Genomic DNA, 18,769 nt, shown 5'->3' with positions numbered 1-18,769 from the left:
ACCGTACAGATACATCTGTACAACGAAAATTGTATTAATACAAGTAAAGTAGTCAGGATCATCAGGTTTATAGGCATTCACTGATATCGAACCTTCGTTACGAACGATGAGAGCCAGGACTCGGATTTACGCCAGAATCGACGCGCGGCGACGGGACAGCGGCGAGGTGACCCGCGCATGAGCGAGCACGAGCTCACCGCGGAAGAACTAACCCTGCCGATCAAGCGCACCGAGGGCGATACCCTCGAGGACCGTCTGACTGACAACGCCTACCACAACATTCTCCCCGCTCGCTACCTCCGCAAGAACGCGGACGGCGACCTGATCGAGGAGCAGGAGGACCTCTTCGAGCGCGTCGGGAAGAACATCGCGCTCGCGGAGGCCGTCTTCGAGGCGCGCAAGCGCGATATCGAGATCACGGTCACGCCCGACCAGCTCAAGCCCGACCACCCGCGCCGGGACGAACTCGCCGAGGAGGTCTTCGGCGCCGGGACGACTGCAGAGGACGACGACGAGACGGCGCTGTCTATCTACAACGTCAACAAGTTCGCCTACGACACCGTCGTCCCCGAACTCCCCGACGAGATCCGCGACCACGTCGAGTCGGTCGCCGACGAGTTCCAGGGCATGATGGAGAACCTGGATTTCATGCCGAACTCGCCGACCCTGATGAACGCCGGCGACGAGCTCCAGCAGCTCTCGGCGTGTTTCGTCGACTCCCCCGAGGACGACATCGACGACATCCACCAGACCGCCAAGGAGGCCGCGCAGGTCTTCCAGAGCGGCGGCGGCATGGGCTATGCCTTCTGGCGCCTGCGCCCCTACGGCGACGCGGTCGGCTCGACCGGCGGCATCGCCAGCGGCCCGATCACGTTCATGCGCACGTACGACCAGATGTGCGAGACGATCGCCCAGGGCGGCGCCCGACGCGGCGCGCAGATGGGCGTCATGCGCGTCTCCCATCCGGACGTCATCCAGTTCATCCACGCCAAGAACAAGGACGTCTCGCTGGCCGAGACGCTGCGCCTGAACGACCCCGACGACTACACGCACACCTCCTTCCAGGAAGCCCTCGAGGAGGCCCGCGAACTCATCGACGACGAGGGCCGCGTGCCGAAGCACCTCCGCAACGCCGTCGAGGGCCACCTCTCTAACTTCAACATCTCCGTCGGCATCACCGACGACTTCATGGAGGCCCTGCAGAACGGCGAGGAGTTCACCTTCACCAACCCGCGCACGGGCGAGCCCCACGTCGCCACCGAGGAGACCAAGGAGCTCTACGAGATGTTCGGCCTCGGCGAGTACGTCGAGGTCGGCGAGGAGCTGTCGATCCCGGCCGAGGAGCTCTGGGACGACATCGTCGAGGGCGCCCACGAGAACGGCGAACCCGGCGTCATCTACCTCGAGCGCGTCAACAAGCAACACTCCTTCGACGTCGAGAAACACCCCGACCACCGCATCCTCGCGACCAATCCCTGCGGCGAGCAGCCCCTCGAAGAGTACGAGGCCTGTAACCTCGGGCACATCAACCTCTCGACGCTCGCCGACCTGGACGCCCCTGACTGGCGCGTCTGGTACGACGAGCACGGCGATGAGTACGACGACCTCGAGGCCGCCGTCGACGCCTTCCTCGAGGAGGCCGTCGACTTCGAGGAGTTCGACCGGCGCATCGAGATGGGCACGCGGTTCCTCGAAAACGTCGTCACGATGTCGGACTTCCCGGTCGAGAAGATCGAGGAGAAGGTCCGAGAGATGCGCAAGATCGGCCTGGGCATCATGGGCCTGGCGCAGCTGTACATCCAGCTTGGCATGGAGTACGGCAGCGAGGCCTCCAACGAGGTCGCGCGCCAGCTGATGACCCACATCAACCACACCTCGAAGTGGACCTCCCACGAACTGGCCGAGGAGCGGGGCAGCTTCGACGAGTGGGACAAGTCCAAGTACGCGAACCCGACCGAGTACCGCGAGTGGTTCGAGAAGCAGACCGGCCTCGACGCCGACGAGTGGGAGGACGGGTTCGCCATCCGGAACCACAACACGACGACCATCGCCCCCACGGGCACCACGAGCATGGTCGGCAACACCACCGGCGGCTGCGAACCGATCTACAACGTCGCCTACTACAAGAACGTCTCCGACGACGTCCAGGGCGACGAGATGCTCGTCGAGTTCGACGACTACTTCCTCCGGACGCTCGAGGCCAACGACATCGACGTCGAGGCCGTCAAGGAGGAGGCCCAGGAGCAGATGGCGACCAACCAGTTCAACGGCGTCGAGGGGCTCTCGACGGTGCCCGACGCCATCGGCGAGCTGTTCGTCACGACCGGCGACCTCTCCGCGAAGGAGCACGCCGGCGTGCAGGTCGCCTGTCAGGAGGGCGTCGACTCCGCCATCTCGAAGACCGTCAACGCGCCCAACGACTCCACGCTCGAGGACGCCAAGGAGGTCTTCGAGTACATCTACGAGCACGGCGGCAAGGGCGTCACCTACTACCGCGACGGCACCCGCAGCAAGCAGGTGCTGACCACGCGCGCGAAGAACGCCGACTTCGCCGACGAGACCGAAGCCGCGGAGGCGCTCGTCGAGCAGATCGAGGAGGTCTTCGGCGGGCTCGAGCAGTTCCTCGAGAACGAGGACGTGCAGGACGTCCTCGAGTCGGACGTCGGCGCCGACGACGCCGACGAGAAGCCGATTCAGGTCGACTTCACCGAAAAGCGCGAGCGCCCCGACGCCTTACAGGGCGTCAGCCAGCGCATCGACACCGGCTACGGGAAGGTCTACGTGACGATCAACGAGGACCCCGAGACCGGCCAGCCGTTCGAACTGTTCGCCAACATCGGCCACTCCGGCGGCTTCACGAACTCCTTCACCGAGGCGCTGGCGAAGGTCATCTCGACCTCGCTGCGTTCCGGCGTCGACCCCGAGGAGATCGTCGACGAGCTCTGTGGCACCCGCAGTCCGAAGGTCGCCTGGGACAAGGGCGAACAGATCCAGTCCATCCCGGACGCCATCGGCACCGCGATGCGACGCTACCTCGAGGACGAGATCGACAAGCCGTACCCGACGCAGGCGACGCTCGAGGAGTCGACCGATGCGGACGCGGAAGCGACCTACGACGGACCCGCGACCGACGGCGGCGCGGCCGCCAAGAGCGGCGCTGACGCGGACAGCGACGCGACCCAGGACCTCATCGACGCCGGCGAGTCGCCCGAGTGTCCCGACTGCGGCTCGCTGTCGCTGTACTACTCCGAAGGCTGCAAGACCTGCGAGTCCTGCGGCTGGAGCGAGTGCTGAGGTAACCGACGCTCGGCACCGTCGATAGCGGTCCGATTTCTTTTCTCTTTTGCAGCCCCACTTTTCTCGGACGCGAAGCACTTACCTCCCGGCCGTCCAACTCGAGGGTATGACGGACGGAAGCGCGGGAGCCAACAGCGGCGACGAGGTCGGTGGCAGGCCGTGTCCCCACTGCGACCAGCCGATGTACAAGCGCCACTGCAAGTACGTCTGCCCGCAACACGGCGTTATCTACGACTGCGCAGACACGTTCTGGTAGGGTTCAGTAACGCGTGTGTCGGGGTGTCGCGGCGTCGCAGTGTCTCGGTACTGTGGTGTCGTGGTGTCGATAAACCGACACGCCGCCGGTCGGCCGATCAAGTGCGTCGACGGCCGGAGCGCTTAATACGGGCCGGTAACCTGCCAGAATCTATTTATTCGACACGAACCCTGTCTTCGACGATGCGACTCTCCACGGGCGTTCCCGGCTTCGACGAGTTGGTGGACGGCGGCCTGTTGCGGGACCGCCTGTACATCGTCAGCGGACCGCCCGGGAGCGGCAAGACGACGTTCTGCTCGCAGTTTCTCACGAAGGGCGTCTTCGAGGGTGAAACCGCGCTGTACGTGAGCATGCACGAGTCCGAACAGGAGCTCGTCAGCGACATGACGAACTTCGAGTTCGGCTTCGACAAGGCAGTGAGCTCCGGGCAGATGAAGTTCATGGACGTCTTCGAGAGCGAGACGAAGCGATTCTTCGCCTCCTCGTCGGGTCGCGGCAGCGGCGAGGGGCCGGGTAGCGTCGAGAACCTCTCGAACAAACTCGTCTCGTTCATCGAGTCGAAGGGGATCGATCGGGTCGTCATCGACTCGACGATGCTGCTCGAGTACTACTTCTCCGACGAGGTCGGCGAACTCGTCACGTTCCTGACGAAGCTCAAGCGCGCCGACGCGACCGTCCTGCTGATCTCGGAGATGACCGACCCGACCTCCTACTCGGACGGCCATTACCTCGCCCACGGCGTCGTCTTCATGCACAACTACCTCGAGTCGGGCGGGATGACCCGCGGCGTCCAGATCATCAAGATGCGCGGCACCGAGATCGACTGCGACATCCGACCCCTCGAGTTCACCGAGCGCGGCCTGCGCGTCGATCCGGACGAGAAGATCCAGTCCTGACCATGTACGAACGTACCTTCGGGACGGACTGGGAGACCCTCGAGGACCGCAACGAGGTCCTCTGGCGCGCGTTCGCGCTCGGCGTCGCCGAAGCGCTCGGCGAGGACCACCCCGGCGAACTCGAGCGCATCAGCGGAGCGACCGACACGAACTACGATCGGAGTTTCGCCGAACTCGCCTACCAGAAGGGGCGCCAGCACGTCCGCCAGCTCGAGGGAGACGGAAGCCCGCAGGAAATCTGGAAACGACTCGTCACGGAGAAAAACGAACTGGATCTCTGGGCGGACCCGGCCGGCTCGGCCGAGTCGAGCGACGACGAAGAACTGGACCTCGACGATAAGACCGGTCTCCCGCAGTCCCTGCAGGGAATTCGCATCGATACGCTCCCGTCGGACAGTACCGACCGCGTTCGACGGCCGAGCTTCCTCGAGAAGGAAAACGCGAAGGACCGCGAGCGGTACGCGGCGAGCGATCGAACGCGGTCCCCGTTCGGCGGCCGACGCTCGAACGACTCCTCCAGTGGCGAGGGTGAGGACGGCAACGGGGATAGTGGCGACGCCGACGACGATGGGACGACCGACGCCGGATCCGATTCCCAGACGGGATCATAGTCAGGGACGGACTCGACGTACCGTCATTAATTCTACGGCAGCGGCCGGACAGAAATGAGAACGAGCCGATTAGCCGTTCGCTCGCCCGGACCTCGCATCGGACGAGCCGACTCGAGTCCGGACGGCCCGGTAGAGCGGCCCCGCGAGCAGGAGCAGGGCCGCGGCCCCGCACCCGATCGAAAGTCGGAGTCCGAGGTCGCCGAGGCCGGCGGTCGTGACCGTCGCGGCCGAGGCGCCGACGACGACCGCGGCGACCGTCCAAGGGAGTTCGCCGATCGCCGTCCCGACGAGGAACTGGTGGAGGCGGACGTCGCTCGTCGCCGCGGCGCAGGTGGCCGCGTCCGAGGGGATCGGCGCCAGCCGCGAGGCGATCACGCCGCGGGTCGGCCCCGTCGCGTCGTAGTACCGATCGACGGCGGCGTCGGTCCGGCGGAGCGCCCGCTCGAGTGCGCCGACATCGGCGGCCGCCGCCGTCGCTTCGTCGTCCGCGCTCGAGAGCAGTCGCACGACCAGAAAGACCGGGAGCACGGTCACGAGGATCCCCGCGAGCGCGATCGGCACGCCGAGGGCGACCCCGTAGCCGTAGCCGACGACGACCGACAGCGGCGTGGTCGGCCAGGCCAGCAGCGGCCGCGCGAGGTAGATGACGGCGACGACGAGCCCGAACAGGAACGGGTCGGCCGCCAACGACTCGACGAGCGCGAGCGCCTTCGACGGGGAGACGAGCACGCCCGCGGTGACGATCGCAGTGGCCGCGAGCAGCCCGAGGACCGCTCGAGCGCGAAACGGGGGAGATGAACCGCGCAGCGTCGACATCGCCCCGAGTTTTCACGCGAGTGTTGAATTCTTTGTGTCTTCCGTCCGGAGCCGCCGGACGACGCAACGTTTATTCGGCGCGGCGCGACACCTCTCACCGATGGATCGCGACGGCGACCGCGACGACCTCGCGGAGGGGGACGCGAACGGAGACGCGACCGCGGACGGGGCGGACGCGACCGCAGCTGAACCCCCACGTACGGGCGCGAATGACGATGACCGCGACGATCGCGACGACCGCGTCGAACTCGGCCTCGCGCTCCTCGAGCGCCTCGAGCACGAGTCGCTCTCGCTGGCCGACGTCGTCGATCGGATCGAGGCGATCACGGCCGATCCGACGGTGACCCGGACGATCCTCGACGAGGCCGAGCTACGAGGCATCATCGAGCGCGAGGACGGCATCGTCCGCCCCAAGAGCCGTCAGTACGTCAACTTCGACCGGGACGTGATCACCAAGGAGGGCGAGTTCACCTGTCGGCGCTGCGGATCCGGGCTCTCGACCGGCTACTTCATCGATCTCGAGGCGGGCGAACTGGGGCCGTTCGGCTCCTCGTGCATCCGAAAGGTGACGGGGCGCGAGTGACCCGGCAATCCGACGGTCGATTCGTCCAGAGTGCGAAATCGAACCAAAATACGAGTCGAACCGCGGCGCGAGACCGTGTCGGCGGTCGTTCGAACCGGCTAGCGACCCTGCCGTAACTCCTCGATCAACTGCTCGATCGTCCGCTGTTGCTGCTCGATGACGTCGTTTTGCCGCTCGACGGCCGCCTCGAGCGCCTCGAGGCGCTCGAGGACGGCGGGATCGGGATCCGTCGTGGTCGAGGCCGAGTCGTCGGACGCCCAGGACTCCGTGGCGGTGGCGGCGTCGGCGGCGTCCCTGGCGTCGGCGGACTGGCTCCGGCGACGTTGCGCGGCGGTCGCGTCGGACGCTTCGTCGTCGGGGATCGACTCCGTCGCCTCGACGAACGGATCGTCGGCGTCGTCGACTGTTTCGGACGAGGCGGTGGTCTCAGAGGCTGACGCGGCGCCAGCGTCGTCCCGTCCCCGTCGGTCCGCTCGGGCGTCGGTCGAGTCCGGAACTCCCGACGCGGTCACGCCCGCGTCCGCACGCGCGTTCGCGTTCGATTCCGCTGCGCTCGCGCCCGCAGCGGCGTCGGCCGCTGCGCCGTCCGTGCCCGCCTCGCCGCTCGCCGCGCGAGCGCCCTCCTGATCGTCGAGTTCCGGTGGGTCGGCGTCGAGCGGATCCACGCCGGAGCCGAACTCCATCGTCCCCCCGCTCTCGTCGCGGTCGTCGGCCTCCTCCACGCCGATCGCCTCGTTGAGTTCCTCGAGCGAGCCGACGTCGTGGTAGTCGAACAGCGCTCGCTGGAGCCGCTCGCGGAGGTCGTTGGCCTCGTCGTTGGGCGCCTTGATCCGCTGCGGGCGGCCGTCGACCTCAAGGACGATCTGGGTCGCGACGCTGCCGTCCTCGAAGGACAGGTTCGTCACGTCCTCGTAGTGGTACTCCTCGTAGTCCTCGTCCCAGACGGCGCCGCCGATGTGTTTGACCAGCCGTTCGCTCGTGACGATCAGCGTCAGTTCGCTGAAGCGGTAGGTCTTGGCGACGGTCTCGCCGGGTTCCGTGATGTCGTTGCCGTTCAGGACGCCCGCGAGAACCGGGTGGAGCACCGCGTCGGTCTTGCCCGAGGGTACCGTAAATTCCCGTGTCCCCTCCAGGGGATACTCGAGGGTAAACTTGGTCTTGCGCCGTCCTTCCGAGAGGGTGAGCCGGTCGGCTTCGTGGGAGAACTCGTCGACCGATTCGTCGCGCAGGAGTCCGTCGGACCGGTAGACGAGTGTGCTCGAGGAGGTGACGAAGAGTTCGTCTTCGCTGCCGAGAGAGACTCGCGCCGCGATGTCCTCGTCGCCGAGAGTAGATTGGACGATACCGGGAACGCTCATGTCGCGGTAGTTCGTATGGCCCTGTGATAAATCCGTGGGTCCGCGTTGCACGCCGAATTCGAATGAGAAGGTTAAAGAGAACGACGCCACTACCCGAAAACGAGCCCGGGTGGCTTAGCTGGACATAGCGCCGCACTCATAGGGTTCAGAGATTCGGTGCGGTACGCCTTGGAAGCCTCCGTGTCCCCCACGAGGACCGCCGAGCCTCGAACCTGGGACATGCGGAGATCGAGGGTTCGGAGCCCTCCCCGGGCACTACTCAAATTCTTTACATGCCCACGTAAGAACACCCCGTAGTGGGCACTCTACATCCGACTCGAACACGGCTGAAGCCTCGAGTCCATCTGTCCGAGATCATACATCAATAGCCGGTTTATCGAGTGATCCCGCGACTACCGGAGGTGTTGCCGCGTGAGCTCCGCGACCGACGGGTTCGGCCCGTTCTGCGGGGCGCTCGGCTGTACCGACGAGGCCGAGTACGTTATCGATCACCCAGAACACGGCGAGCGAACGGTCTGTTCCGGCCACGCCGGGGACTACGAGGTGATCCGCTTTGTCTGAGGACGGACCGAACGTCCGCCCAGAGGATGCCCTCCAGGTCGCCCAGCGTGCGCTGTCGAAGGTGAACGACCTCGAGGAAGAGGTTGGCCACCTCCAGGACGAATACGACGATCTCGCCGAGGACCTCACCGCGCTGGAGCTCCGTCTCTCCGAGATCGATGACGAACGGCCGTACGAGTCGCTGTCGCTCAACGAGAAGATTGGGAAGGTCCGCGAGCACGCCTTCCAACGAGCAGTGAACGGCCACGGGAAGGCGACGCTGGACTACAACGACGTCATGTGGAGTGTGTTCGACGGCGAGCCTGGCTCAGATCACTGCTACAAGCTGATGCGGCTCGCCGCCGGCGTCGACGAAGATGGGGACGAGGTTCAGGACGTTCCTGGCTTCAAGTTCCTTGAGTCGGAGCGGCCGATGAAACTCGCCGTCGACGCAGAACGAGCCAAACAGGGAGTGGCGTTTTCTCCCGAGAATAAAACGACCTCGGAGGGGGTGAACTGAGGATGGGTTTCCATCAGCGCGGGATTCCACCTCCGTAAAGTAGAGTGGAACTCTGTACAAGTAGTGTTGTGTAAATAAGTGTCCGTTAGCCGAGAGTACGCCGAATCCGACGCCGTCCGACGCCGTCGTTCGTCGTTCGGAACGTCCGATTCGGAATTATTCTCGGCAGAAAACCCGCGACCGATCCAATGTCACAAGCTCAATCCGAAGGCGGAACGCTCACCGATCGTCTCGCGACGGAGTTCTACCGTCGCTACTACAAAGAGGAGATCGGCCAGCTGGCCCAGAAGTACCCGAACGAACAGCGCTCCCTCGAGGTCGACTGGGGAGACATCTACAACTACGATCCCGACATCGCAGACGACTACCTCGCGCAACCGGAACAGATGCGCCGGTACTTCGAAGAGGCACTGCGGATGTTCGACCTCGCGATCGACGTCGATCTCCACGCCCACGTACGCGTAGGTGGTCTCCCCGAGGAGTTCACGTTCTATCCGGGCAATTTCTCGCCCTCGAAGCACCTCGGAGACTACCGCTCGATCCGTGGCGAGATCACGAAGACCTCCGACGTCTACCCGAAGATCGAGGAAGCCGCGTTCGAATGCAAGCTCTGTGGCACTCTCACTCGCGTCCCGCAGTCCGACGGCGACTTCCAGGAACCCCACGAGTGCCAGGGGTGCGAACGACAGGGGCCGTTCAAAGTGAACTTCGACCAGTCGGAGTTCGTCGACGCACAGAAACTCCGGATCAAGGTGCCGCCGGAGCTCGCCGACGGCGCCGGGCAGAAGATCGACGCGTTCGTCGAAGACGATATCGCCGGCGACGTCACCGTCAGTGACCGCGTCGTCGTCTCGGGGATCATCCACTTCGACCAGGAGACGAAGAACTCGAAGAAGCAGCCGAAGTTCGATCCCTACCTCGAGGGCCATCATATCGAGATCGAGCAGACCGATCAGCAAGATCTCGATGTCACGAGCGAGGAACGAAAGCGGATCCGCGAACTCGCTAACGGCGCCGAAGGTGATCCCCTCGATGTCGCCGCCCAGTCACTCTCGACGAAGATCTACGGCTACGACCTCGAGAAGAAAGCACTGGTCCTCGCGATGGTCTCCGGCGGCCAGATCCAGTACGAAGACGGCGACACGGACCGATCAACGCTGAACGTCTTCCTGATCGGGGATCCAGGTACCGGCAAGTCAAAGCTCATCGACCGTGCGGAAGACGTCGGCTGGCGTACCGTCGGAGTGACGAGTCGCCGAGCGACCGGGCCCGGACTGACAGTCTCCGCCGAACAGGACGATTTCGGCGACGGCGACTGGTCGTTAGAGGCCGGCGCGTTCGTGAAAGCGAACGGCGGCACAGTCTGTATCGACGAGCTCGACGACATGGACTCCGAGGTCCGGTCGTATATGCTCGAGCCGATGTCGAAGCAGAAGATCAACGCCTCGATCGCCGGCGAGCAGGCCACGTTCGAGACACGGGCCTCGGTGATTGCTGCGGGGAACCCCAAGCATGGGCGGTTCGATCCGTACGAACCGATCCCCGAACAGTTCGACTTCCGGTCGGACCTGCTGTCGCGGTTCGATCTGATCTTCACTGTCCAGGACGTCCCCGACGAGGACGACGATCGCCAGCTGGCCGATCACGTTCTCGATGCTCGCGATGCCGCGAAACGTGACACGGACGACCTCGAGGACGAAGACGATGCGCTCAAGCCGATCGTCGACCCCGAGATCTTCCGGAAATGGATCGCCCTCGCGAAGCAGCAGCCGGTTCCGCCGTTCGAGAGCCAGGAGGTCAAAGAGCAACTCCGCGAGAGCTACCTCGAGATCCGCCGGCTGTACGAGGTCAGCGAGAACTCACCGGTCCCGGTCACCTTACGCGACCTCGAGGGACTGGTCCGGATCGCAGAGACGGCTGCGAAGTTCGAACTCTCGGATACGATCAAGGAACGCCACGCACAGGTCGCGACTGAGATGGCCGGTCGATCGATGCAGGACGTCGGGAAGAACGAGGACGGCGAGTACGACGCCGATATCGTCGAGACTGGCCAGTCGAAGAGCCAGAAGGACCGCCGGAAGGTGCTCGCCAAGGCGATCAACGAACTCGAGGACGAGTACAGCAACGGTGTCCCGCGTGACCGGGTGATCGAGTACATCCAGGACGAGCGTGAGCGCGATTACAGTGCGGATCGGCTCCATTCGGACATGGACAAGATGCTCGATGACGGCGTCGCGATCGAGCCACAGACCGACCATATCCGCTACCTCGGGAGGGCGTAACCATGGCGGTGCAAAAGCAACGCGATCTGACGGAATCAGAGCGCCGGAAGCGTACCAAGGAGGTCTACGAGCGCGCGATCCGAGCCACCGACTTCAACTCGGGCCATATGCAGCCACCACTGGCGTCGAAGCCGTCGGTGATCGGCACGCTCCAGCGCGCCGGCTACGGCCTCGAGGAGATCCATCGAGCGCTCACGGCCGCTCGTCGGAACGGCGATCTCTTCGAAGCCGAGGACCGTGAGGGTCGAAAACGCATCGGCATCGACGACGCGGAAGTACTGCTCGAGAAGATCGAAACGAACCGCTCGCGGGCAGAGAATCCGCGACGGGATGTGATCGGAATCGCAAATCAGCGCATCCAGTACCTGCGGGGTGAGACCGATGACTAACTCCGACAACTCTAGCGACGGTACGGAGCGATCGGCAGTACCACCGGAGAACTACGAACTCTGGGACGAAGACCGCGAAGAACTACGCTGCCCGTTCTGTGACGGCCGAATCCTCCGAGTCGGTCGTTACGGAGAGTGTACCGACTGCGGGGAACGGTTCCGCAAACAGCAGCCGGATACTGATCACGAGGACAGTGATTCGCGATGAGCTATTCCCAGATCTGCCACGAGTGCTCGAAGTCGTTCACGGCGGCCGGTCAGTACTGCCCCTTCTGCGGAACGCTGGTCTCACAGTCTGAGAACTCCACACGAACAGAAGGGGGTGATGCGAGCGATGCCGAGTGATGACAGCGTCTACGTCGCGACGAACGCCCACAACCGCGATCGCCGCGCCTACCACACGGATCCAGAGTGCTCGCGGATGCCCGAATCCGTTCGCGAGTGGGACCGCGACGAAGCAGAAGAGTGGGGCTTTGAGGAGTGCGATTACTGCAGCGGCGAGATCGGGCTGAACAACGACGGTGGCGATCACTCAATGTACCAACGGCTCGTCGAACTCGGCGAGAAGGGTGGTGACGGACTCGATGCCTGAACAACAGCACGACCACGACCTCGAGGACCTCCCGCCGAGTGCGAAGTTCGTGCTCTGGGTGCTCGAGGACATCGGACCCGTCACCCAGCAAGAACTATGCGAGGAGATTACACTCCCGGCCCGTACCGTCCGCTGGGCGCTCACACGGCTCGAGGATGAGGGGATCGTCGAATCGACGCCGTACACGCGCGACGCCCGCCAGGACGTCTACACGATCGCCAACGCGTCAGACGAACAATAGCGATCTGAGAAGTCACGATTATCGTAACTATCTCCGTTCTTATTGCCTAACAGTCAAGTGTACTGAGGTAACGGCTGTTCTACTTCGATCCCCGATCGAGGCAACGACGACGTCGGGGGTTGGCCAACAGCCGACGGTCTGTCCTGCCCAGTACTCATGTCCACCACAGCACCCACCTTCGAGGTCCAGAACCGCGACGACCCCGACGAGGTCTTCGAGAAGCGGATCTTCACGAACCCGGAGATCTGCTCTTCGTGCTTCTGTCGTATCAAGCACGACCACGTCCGGGTCTGTAGCGGCACGCTGGGCCACGACGTCGAGCCGAAGGCGACGCGGGCTGCCCCTGTCCGACTCTACGAAACCGCCGATGGTGAGATCGGGCCGGAGGGGATCTGCGTTGGTTCGCGGCAAGTCGAGATCACAACGAAGGCTCGGTACCCGACACGGACGGTCTGCAGCGACTGCGGCTCGATCGCCGGCCGTGCTGATTCGGAGTCGATGAGCCGGCGAGAAGCGCTCTCGAGAGCCGAAACCCTCTCCGAGCGCCTCCTCGAGGTTGGCGAGTCGGTCGACGTCGACGTACTGAAACACCTGGTTGGTCATCTCAAGTCCCAGCCGCAGTTCACGGGGTACGACACCGAGGTCTTCGAGGCCGCAACGACCGTCGCGATCCGCAACGCCCGCAGCTGACCATGACCGTCTTCTCGATCAACGAGGGCGACGACGTTGAACTCGAGTTTGCCGGCCGACGCCTCGAGGCCGTCGTCCAGGACGTCCGCTGGCAACCGACCTGGAACAACCCGCACTCGGAGATCGTCGTCGACGCCGACGGCACGACGATCACGACCGGACGCACCAACGTCCACCCGCGGTAGCTCCCCGATGTGGCCCGACGTCGCCCCTACCCCGGCGGGCCGAAGGGGACACCGCGTTTCCGTTGTACTGTTTCGGGGCGGGTACCATCCCGCGACTGACCAAAAGACGTCCAACGGGCCGTCCCGACCTGCGCCGGGATTTGGCACGAGCCTCGCAGATGCGACCCGGCGCACCTGTTTTCATACATGTTCCCAGTCGAATCCATTCCAGACGGCAACACGCTGCTCCCACACCACCTCACCTGGGGTGCACTGTTGACACTCTGGACTGTCACGTACGCGTGGGACCGCTTCACCGACCGAGAACCGCTGATCATTTCGCTCGGGCTCTCTGTAGGCCTCTTTTCGTTCATCATGCTCTGGCAGTTCTACGCGGCTGCCGGGGCAGTGGGTACTGTCGTCGGGACGCTGATTGCGACGGCGGGCCTGATCCGGTTTCGACACTACGCCACGCGACCGGCCTTCTGGGTCGCCGCGTTCGGCGTCTACGCGATGTGGGACGACTGGGCCTCGCACGCCCTTGGCGTCCCAACACCGCTGGACTGGCTGTTCGAGGCCTACGTTCACGGACTCATTTCCTGACACATGACACGAACCACAGACTCCAGCAGCAGTATAGACTACAAAACGCTCGCTAAGACCGCCATCGCCGGCGCCATCTTACTCGCGTTCTTCGGAACGTGGCTGGCGATGACATGGGCTGGCCGCCAGCCGGACTCGCTGATCCTGCTCGGCGCCGTCGCGATCGCCGTCGGTGCGGGCTACTACCTCTGGGACGACGCGATGGGCGAGGGCGTCCAAGCTGTCGACGAATTGCAGTCCGACGGCGAGTCCAAATCTGGAGGGAACGATGAGTCATGAGTACGAGACAACCTACCCGCCCCTGGTACTGTTACGACAGCCTCGTCGAGGCCTACAAAGCGATCGATCGGACCGGGGGTGACCTCCGGATGCTGCAGCACCTCAAGGTCGTCCGGGCGATCACCACCAACATCCTCGTCACCGGGATCGCGTGGTATGCGATCAGCGCCGGCGGCGACCCAACGCTCATCGGCTCGGCAGCGGTGGGCGCACTCGCCATCCTCAACGGGATCGAGATCGGCGAGTGGCTCGCCGCCAAGCAGGCGCTCGCCGAACTCGACCTCGAGTCGTTCGACGAGACGACGAACGATCCCGAAGAGTAACCCATGACTGACGATGACCGCTGCGGATCGACTGACACGGACTCCGGACAGCCGTGCCAGCGCCCAGCGGGTTGGGGCACCGACCGCGACTCCGGCCCATGCGTCGACCACGTCGACGACGATCGCGCCCTTCGCAAGTTCGACCAGGGCCGCCGTGAGAAGCTCATCGGCGCCGCAGAAACCGGCGCGTTCAAAGAGCACTGTGCCCAGTACGCCGGCATTACGGAGCAAACACTCCGAAACTGGCTCAACTGGGGCGAGGAAGACCTCGAGGACGGGAAGGAGACCGACCTTGCAGAGTTCTATTTGGACTGGCAACGCGCGCGAGGTCGGGGTGTCGTCGAACGCCTCGAAAACGTCGACGATGACTGGGTCCTCGAGCGCGGGTTCGGCTATTCGAAGACCGAGAAGCGCGAGGTCGACATGGACGCCGACGTCGACGCGGATGTCGATTCGACGCACGACGTCACTGCCGAGTTCGTGACCTACGCTCCGGAGGATGACGATGGCGACGAGTAGCGACTCCCACCAGCCGGAGGTCCTCACGCCGGCGCCGCAGTACTCCGTCCACGAGAAGCAGCGGGAGGTCCTCGAGTCGGACGCCCGCTTCCGGGTCTGCCGCTGGGGGCGCCGAGCCGGGAAGAACGTGACCGGCGCGATCGACGTCCTCGAGTACGCCCGTCGTCCGGAGGCCTCGCAATGGGGCCCGGACGACCCCCGGAAAGTGCTCGTTTGGTGGGTCGGCCCGACGTACGACCAGGCCAACAAGCACGGCTACGACAAGATCAAGAGCGCGATCCCCGACGCCTGGATCGCCGACTACGGCGAGAGCAAGCCGTACTTCATCGAACTCATCAACGGCGTCCGGATCGAGTTCCGTACGTTCGACCGGCCGAAGTCACTGCAGGGCGAGGGCGTCGACCGGATCGTCCTCGACGAGGCCGACCAGATGCGCGAAGGGATCTGGTACGGCGACCTCGAGCCGATGCTGCTCGACTCGCAGGGCTGCGCGCTGATCATCTCAAAGCCGTACCGGCCGCGGTCGTGGTTCCACCGCTTCTTCGACTACGGGCAGTCTGCCGACTACCCCGAGTATGAGTCGTGGCATGCGACGTCCGCCGACAACCCATTCCTCGCTGAGAACCCCGAGGACAAGCGCGGGTCCGTCCCGGAACACATCTTCCAGCGCGAGTATCTCGCCCAGCTGCCAGATGACGGCGGCCAGGTGTTCCGCGATCTCGACGACACGCTGTTCACCGGCGATTACGACGTCACTATCGATCGAGAGTACGACGTCTCTGGTGAGTTCGTCGGCGAAGTGCGGCGTGATCCGAACGCGGTCACGGCGCCGGTCGCGATCGGCGCCGACTTCGCGAGGTCTCGAGACTACCGCGTGACGCTCGCCGTCGACGGCGCCGGCGACCTCGCGTACTACCACCGGGCCCAGAACGAGTCCTGGGACGGCATCGAGGATCACATCCGTGGCGTGTATGAGACCTACGGCGGCACCGTTCTCCCTGACGCCTCCCGCGACAACAAGATCGTCTCCGATCTCGACGGCGCTGGCGTCCCGATCGAGCCGGTTGCGTTCAGCCCGAAGATGAAGAAGCAACTCATCGAGACGCTGGCCACGCTCGTCGAGGCGGGCGACCTGACGGTCCCCGATATCGAGGCACTCGATCAGCTCCACCTCGAGCTTCGACAGCTCCAGGAGGACGTCTCCGACTCGGGCTACACGCGATACCACGCGCCCGACAACGGCTTCGACGACAGCGTCGACAGCTTTGCCCTGGCCGCGTGGGGGATCGACGGAAACGTCGAGGGCGAAACGACCGTCCGCTACAAGTCTGGCTCGATGCCCAGTCAGAACTCCCTTCGATAACCATGTCTACGACAGAATCACAATCCCGCTCAGGCCCGATCAAAGGCCGCGTCGAAGCGCTCGCCCAACGGCTCAGTCAGACCGTCGAGACGGTCACCCGCAACTCGCGGATCTTCATCGAGTCCTCGGACGTCGACGACCTCAACCCGCCCGAGGACATCGACGAGTATCACCAGCTGTACCGAGAGATCGGCATCATCCGCGCGAACCTCAACCAGTTCGTCCGCGATGTTGTCAAGCCAGGCGTTCGGATCGAGGCGGACGACCCTACGACACAAGCGTACTTCATGGGAGAGGCGCCCGAAGATGGCGAGGTACCGGACTTCGCACCCGAAGGGGGCTTCCTCGAGAACTGCGCAGTCCTGGCCGGCGAGAAGCACCAGCCGTTCTACCCGTACCTGAAAGTCGACATCCTCCAGAAATGGACCAAGGGCACGACGCTCAACGAGTACCTCAAGGCCGACGACGAGGTCACCGAACCCGACGCGCGGATCACGGGCTTCAAACACATCCGCCCAGAGACCGTCTCGGCGAGAACGTACGCCAACAAGAACATCCTGCTGGATCCAGAAGACACGGAGATCGCCGAAGAGGACGAGATCACGAAGCGCGACGAGGCCGCTGCCTACGTCCAGTTCGACGACCAGAGCATCGTCGGGCAGCGAAACGGCGGGATGGACGAGGACGAGGTCTACCTCTCGCAGAACGACGTTCTCAAGCGGACACTCGATCCGGACATCGGTGGCGACGACGCGACCGAGGAAGGGATCTTCGGAACGCCAATTCTCGAATCGTGTGCCGATGACGCCGAGGAGTACCGTGATATCAAACGCGACCGTGCTGTCGCGATTAAAAAGACGGCCTACGGCGTGTGGCTCGTGGAGTTCGACACGGAGGTCACCGAGGTTGGTAACGACGAGGTGATCGTCGAGACGTGGGACCAGGACGAGCAAGACGAGTGGGTCGCCAACGTCGACAGTCTCGAGGCGGGTGGGATCGTCGGCCACGACGGCTCGATCACGCCCGATCAGTGGGAACCGACGATACCCGAACTCGACGGTCCGCTCGAGCACTACGTCGCGGACATCCTCGCACCGCTCCCGGCACCGAAGTATGCGACAGCCTTCGGCGAGAGCATCGCTAATCACGTCTCTGACCGTCAGGAGAACTCCTATCAGGACACGATCATCGAAGAGCGTCGCGACGCCGAACGCGACTGGACGCAAGCCTTCCGCGAGGTCGCGGACCGCCATCCAGAACTTGACCCGTCCGGCCTCGAGGTCAAGATTGCACCGAAGGAGAGCGACAACCCGATCGCGACGCTCGACGACGACGAGATCGAGAAGATGGAGCAGTTCATGACGGCGCTAAACGAGGGGCTCGGCAACGTCCCCATCGACGCCGTCCTCGACCTCGAGCAGTTCCTGCAGACGACGATGGACCTTCCCGAGGACGTCTTCGTCGACGGCGAGATCGACGTCGACGAGTCTGCGCCGTCGATCGAGGACATGGTCGGGCCCGACTCTACGGAGGCTGACGACTGATGAGTGCGACTGCCGCCACTAACACCGACGTCGGTGTCCCGGACCAGACGTCGGCCCATGAGCGATACCTCGAGCGGGCCCGCGATCGCGACGAACCCACCCGCATCAAGACGATCCGGCAGCGCTACGCCCAACGGCTCCGTGGCCGACTGGCCGCGATCCGCTCGGCGCTCCGGACGGGTATCATCGAGAACGACGCACTCGGACTGCAAACCGAGGCGCTCGTCGACGCGCCGACGTCCGGGCAGTTCGAGTTCACGACTGACCCGCAGAAGGTCGACGCCGCCCAACGCTGGCTCGAGCAGCAACTCGAAAACGAGGTCCTCACCGAGTTCGGCGGTGAGAACCAGTACATCGAGCGCGCCTACCTCAAGGGCGTCGAAGACGCCCAACGCGAACTGGGCGCGCTGAACATCGGCGCCGGCGCTGATGAGGCGGCCATCACGACATCGGTCCGGATGCCCGTCCACCAGGAGCAACTCGAGCACCTCTACTCGCGAAACCTCGAGGAACTCCGCGGGCTGACTGACGATATCGCTCGCGACGTCCGCCGGGAACTGACAGACGGACTCGCCAGCGGTGACGGACCGCGGGAGATCGCCAGCGGAGTCTCGGATGTCCTCGGAAAGGTCGAGGATGGCACGCCTCGAGCGGCGATGAACCGGGCGACGATGATCTCTCGGACGGAGCTCATGAACTCCCACAACTGGGCTCGGCTCAAGGAGTGGGAGCGCGCCGGCGTCGAGAAGGTCGACGTCATCCTGGCGAACGGGGCGTGTTCGCAGTGCCGAGCCTACGCTGCCGGCGCACCGTATCCGGCGTCGGAGGCCTACGGCAACCTGCCGCAGCACCCCAACTGCCGGTGTGCACACACAGTTTGGACCGGGAACTGACCGACCACCG

The 18,769-nt window shown here is 64.3% G+C and carries 22 protein-coding genes and 1 tRNA gene; 21 read left to right on the top strand and 2 right to left on the bottom strand.

What is annotated here, in order from left to right; all coding sequences use genetic code 11:
* Positions 1 to 177: 177 nt before the first annotated feature.
* The 4 genes from ACYQ26_RS14920 to ACYQ26_RS14905 all read left to right on the top strand — a co-directional run bounded on the left by ACYQ26_RS14920 (position 178) and on the right by ACYQ26_RS14905 (position 5,060).
* Complete coding sequence (locus ACYQ26_RS14920; protein WP_459809689.1) at positions 178 to 3,294, top strand: adenosylcobalamin-dependent ribonucleoside-diphosphate reductase; 3,117 nt, start codon at positions 178 to 180, stop codon at positions 3,292 to 3,294.
* 109 nt (positions 3,295 to 3,403) lie between these two features.
* Entirely contained in the window at positions 3,404 to 3,553 is a 150-nt protein-coding gene (locus ACYQ26_RS14915; RefSeq protein WP_459809688.1) for an HVO_2523 family zinc finger protein, read from the top strand.
* Positions 3,554 to 3,735: 182 nt separating this feature from the next.
* Positions 3,736 to 4,449: an RAD55 family ATPase gene (locus ACYQ26_RS14910; protein ID WP_459809687.1), complete on the top strand. Its 714-nt coding sequence runs from the start codon at positions 3,736 to 3,738 to the stop codon at positions 4,447 to 4,449.
* A gap of 2 nt (positions 4,450 to 4,451) precedes the next feature.
* A complete protein-coding gene (locus ACYQ26_RS14905) occupies positions 4,452 to 5,060 on the top strand; it encodes a DUF8057 family protein (protein WP_459809686.1) in 609 nt (202 codons plus the stop codon).
* Positions 5,061 to 5,129: 69 nt separating this feature from the next.
* On the opposite strand, the gene ACYQ26_RS14900 is transcribed toward ACYQ26_RS14905, so the two are convergent.
* Positions 5,130 to 5,876: a TVP38/TMEM64 family protein gene (locus ACYQ26_RS14900; protein WP_459809685.1), complete on the bottom strand. Its 747-nt coding sequence runs from the start codon at positions 5,874 to 5,876 to the stop codon at positions 5,130 to 5,132.
* Between the two features lie 100 nt (positions 5,877 to 5,976).
* Between ACYQ26_RS14900 and ACYQ26_RS14895 the strand changes: the two genes are divergently transcribed.
* Entirely contained in the window at positions 5,977 to 6,459 is a 483-nt protein-coding gene (locus tag ACYQ26_RS14895; protein WP_459809684.1) for a DUF5830 family protein, read from the top strand.
* Positions 6,460 to 6,557: 98 nt separating this feature from the next.
* On the opposite strand, the gene ACYQ26_RS14890 is transcribed toward ACYQ26_RS14895, so the two are convergent.
* Positions 6,558 to 7,817 carry a DUF7115 domain-containing protein gene (locus ACYQ26_RS14890; RefSeq protein WP_459809683.1) on the bottom strand — a complete coding sequence of 420 codons (1,260 nt, stop codon included), beginning with the start codon at positions 7,815 to 7,817 and terminating at the stop codon, positions 6,558 to 6,560.
* Positions 7,818 to 7,920: 103 nt separating this feature from the next.
* On the opposite strand from ACYQ26_RS14890, the gene ACYQ26_RS14885 reads away from it, so the two are divergent.
* From ACYQ26_RS14885 to ACYQ26_RS14810, 16 genes are all read left to right on the top strand, one after another.
* A tRNA-Met gene (locus ACYQ26_RS14885) sits at positions 7,921 to 8,072 on the top strand.
* A gap of 156 nt (positions 8,073 to 8,228) precedes the next feature.
* On the top strand, positions 8,229 to 8,378 hold the full coding sequence (locus tag ACYQ26_RS14880; RefSeq protein WP_459809682.1) for a hypothetical protein: 150 nt from the start codon (positions 8,229 to 8,231) through the stop codon (positions 8,376 to 8,378).
* Positions 8,371 to 8,877 carry a hypothetical protein gene (locus ACYQ26_RS14875; RefSeq protein WP_459809681.1) on the top strand — a complete coding sequence of 169 codons (507 nt, stop codon included), beginning with the start codon at positions 8,371 to 8,373 and terminating at the stop codon, positions 8,875 to 8,877. Before ACYQ26_RS14880 ends, ACYQ26_RS14875 begins: the two co-directional genes overlap by 8 nt.
* A 188-nt stretch (positions 8,878 to 9,065) precedes the next feature.
* Positions 9,066 to 11,159 carry a minichromosome maintenance protein MCM gene (locus tag ACYQ26_RS14870; protein ID WP_459809680.1) on the top strand — a complete coding sequence of 698 codons (2,094 nt, stop codon included), beginning with the start codon at positions 9,066 to 9,068 and terminating at the stop codon, positions 11,157 to 11,159.
* Between the two features lie 2 nt (positions 11,160 to 11,161).
* Positions 11,162 to 11,548 (top strand): hypothetical protein, encoded by a 387-nt coding sequence (locus ACYQ26_RS14865; protein WP_459809679.1) that lies wholly within the window; start codon positions 11,162 to 11,164, stop codon positions 11,546 to 11,548.
* 334 nt (positions 11,549 to 11,882) lie between these two features.
* Positions 11,883 to 12,140, top strand: a complete 258-nt coding sequence (locus ACYQ26_RS14860) for a hypothetical protein (RefSeq protein WP_459809678.1) — start codon at positions 11,883 to 11,885, stop codon at positions 12,138 to 12,140.
* Complete coding sequence (locus tag ACYQ26_RS14855; protein ID WP_459809677.1) at positions 12,133 to 12,381, top strand: MarR family transcriptional regulator; 249 nt, start codon at positions 12,133 to 12,135, stop codon at positions 12,379 to 12,381. Before ACYQ26_RS14860 ends, ACYQ26_RS14855 begins: the two co-directional genes overlap by 8 nt.
* 156 nt (positions 12,382 to 12,537) lie before the next feature.
* Positions 12,538 to 13,071 carry a hypothetical protein gene (locus tag ACYQ26_RS14850; RefSeq protein WP_459809676.1) on the top strand — a complete coding sequence of 178 codons (534 nt, stop codon included), beginning with the start codon at positions 12,538 to 12,540 and terminating at the stop codon, positions 13,069 to 13,071.
* A gap of 2 nt (positions 13,072 to 13,073) precedes the next feature.
* Positions 13,074 to 13,256 (top strand): hypothetical protein, encoded by a 183-nt coding sequence (locus ACYQ26_RS14845; protein WP_459809675.1) that lies wholly within the window; start codon positions 13,074 to 13,076, stop codon positions 13,254 to 13,256.
* Positions 13,257 to 13,511: 255 nt separating this feature from the next.
* Complete coding sequence (locus ACYQ26_RS14840; RefSeq protein ID WP_459809674.1) at positions 13,512 to 13,838, top strand: hypothetical protein; 327 nt, start codon at positions 13,512 to 13,514, stop codon at positions 13,836 to 13,838.
* Positions 13,839 to 13,841: 3 nt separating this feature from the next.
* The gene (locus ACYQ26_RS14835) at positions 13,842 to 14,117 is read left to right on the top strand and encodes a hypothetical protein (protein WP_459809673.1); all 276 of its coding nucleotides are present in this window, start codon (positions 13,842 to 13,844) and stop codon (positions 14,115 to 14,117) included.
* Positions 14,114 to 14,440, top strand: coding sequence for a hypothetical protein (locus tag ACYQ26_RS14830; protein ID WP_459809672.1), 327 nt, complete (start codon positions 14,114 to 14,116; stop codon positions 14,438 to 14,440). The genes ACYQ26_RS14835 and ACYQ26_RS14830 overlap by 4 nt, the downstream gene beginning before the upstream one ends.
* 3 nt (positions 14,441 to 14,443) lie before the next feature.
* A complete protein-coding gene (locus tag ACYQ26_RS14825; protein WP_459809671.1) occupies positions 14,444 to 14,959 on the top strand; it encodes a hypothetical protein in 516 nt (171 codons plus the stop codon).
* Positions 14,946 to 16,322: a phage terminase large subunit gene (locus tag ACYQ26_RS14820; RefSeq protein ID WP_459809670.1), complete on the top strand. Its 1,377-nt coding sequence runs from the start codon at positions 14,946 to 14,948 to the stop codon at positions 16,320 to 16,322. The genes ACYQ26_RS14825 and ACYQ26_RS14820 overlap by 14 nt, the downstream gene beginning before the upstream one ends.
* 2 nt (positions 16,323 to 16,324) lie before the next feature.
* The gene (locus ACYQ26_RS14815; protein WP_459809669.1) at positions 16,325 to 17,866 is read left to right on the top strand and encodes a hypothetical protein; all 1,542 of its coding nucleotides are present in this window, start codon (positions 16,325 to 16,327) and stop codon (positions 17,864 to 17,866) included.
* Complete coding sequence (locus tag ACYQ26_RS14810; RefSeq protein WP_459809668.1) at positions 17,866 to 18,759, top strand: hypothetical protein; 894 nt, start codon at positions 17,866 to 17,868, stop codon at positions 18,757 to 18,759. The genes ACYQ26_RS14815 and ACYQ26_RS14810 overlap by 1 nt, the downstream gene beginning before the upstream one ends.
* Positions 18,760 to 18,769: the final 10 nt, after the last annotated feature.

The sequence above is a fragment of the Halopiger thermotolerans genome, assembly GCF_054654555.1.
This window is presented reverse-complemented; position numbering and strand designations above follow the sequence as displayed.

Coding starts and splice junctions, on each gene's coding strand:
- ACYQ26_RS14920 (WP_459809689.1), top strand. CDS start 178: ATGAGCGAGCACGAGCTCACCGCGGAAGAACTAACCCTGCCGATCAAG.
- ACYQ26_RS14915 (WP_459809688.1), top strand. CDS start 3,404: ATGACGGACGGAAGCGCGGGAGCCAACAGCGGCGACGAGGTCGGTGGC.
- ACYQ26_RS14910 (WP_459809687.1), top strand. CDS start 3,736: ATGCGACTCTCCACGGGCGTTCCCGGCTTCGACGAGTTGGTGGACGGC.
- ACYQ26_RS14905 (WP_459809686.1), top strand. CDS start 4,452: ATGTACGAACGTACCTTCGGGACGGACTGGGAGACCCTCGAGGACCGC.
- ACYQ26_RS14900 (WP_459809685.1), bottom strand. CDS start 5,876: ATGTCGACGCTGCGCGGTTCATCTCCCCCGTTTCGCGCTCGAGCGGTC.
- ACYQ26_RS14895 (WP_459809684.1), top strand. CDS start 5,977: ATGGATCGCGACGGCGACCGCGACGACCTCGCGGAGGGGGACGCGAAC.
- ACYQ26_RS14890 (WP_459809683.1), bottom strand. CDS start 7,817: ATGAGCGTTCCCGGTATCGTCCAATCTACTCTCGGCGACGAGGACATC.
- ACYQ26_RS14870 (WP_459809680.1), top strand. CDS start 9,066: ATGTCACAAGCTCAATCCGAAGGCGGAACGCTCACCGATCGTCTCGCG.
- ACYQ26_RS14865 (WP_459809679.1), top strand. CDS start 11,162: ATGGCGGTGCAAAAGCAACGCGATCTGACGGAATCAGAGCGCCGGAAG.
- ACYQ26_RS14860 (WP_459809678.1), top strand. CDS start 11,883: ATGCCGAGTGATGACAGCGTCTACGTCGCGACGAACGCCCACAACCGC.
- ACYQ26_RS14855 (WP_459809677.1), top strand. CDS start 12,133: ATGCCTGAACAACAGCACGACCACGACCTCGAGGACCTCCCGCCGAGT.
- ACYQ26_RS14850 (WP_459809676.1), top strand. CDS start 12,538: ATGTCCACCACAGCACCCACCTTCGAGGTCCAGAACCGCGACGACCCC.
- ACYQ26_RS14845 (WP_459809675.1), top strand. CDS start 13,074: ATGACCGTCTTCTCGATCAACGAGGGCGACGACGTTGAACTCGAGTTT.
- ACYQ26_RS14835 (WP_459809673.1), top strand. CDS start 13,842: ATGACACGAACCACAGACTCCAGCAGCAGTATAGACTACAAAACGCTC.
- ACYQ26_RS14830 (WP_459809672.1), top strand. CDS start 14,114: ATGAGTACGAGACAACCTACCCGCCCCTGGTACTGTTACGACAGCCTC.
- ACYQ26_RS14825 (WP_459809671.1), top strand. CDS start 14,444: ATGACTGACGATGACCGCTGCGGATCGACTGACACGGACTCCGGACAG.
- ACYQ26_RS14820 (WP_459809670.1), top strand. CDS start 14,946: ATGGCGACGAGTAGCGACTCCCACCAGCCGGAGGTCCTCACGCCGGCG.
- ACYQ26_RS14815 (WP_459809669.1), top strand. CDS start 16,325: ATGTCTACGACAGAATCACAATCCCGCTCAGGCCCGATCAAAGGCCGC.
- ACYQ26_RS14810 (WP_459809668.1), top strand. CDS start 17,866: ATGAGTGCGACTGCCGCCACTAACACCGACGTCGGTGTCCCGGACCAG.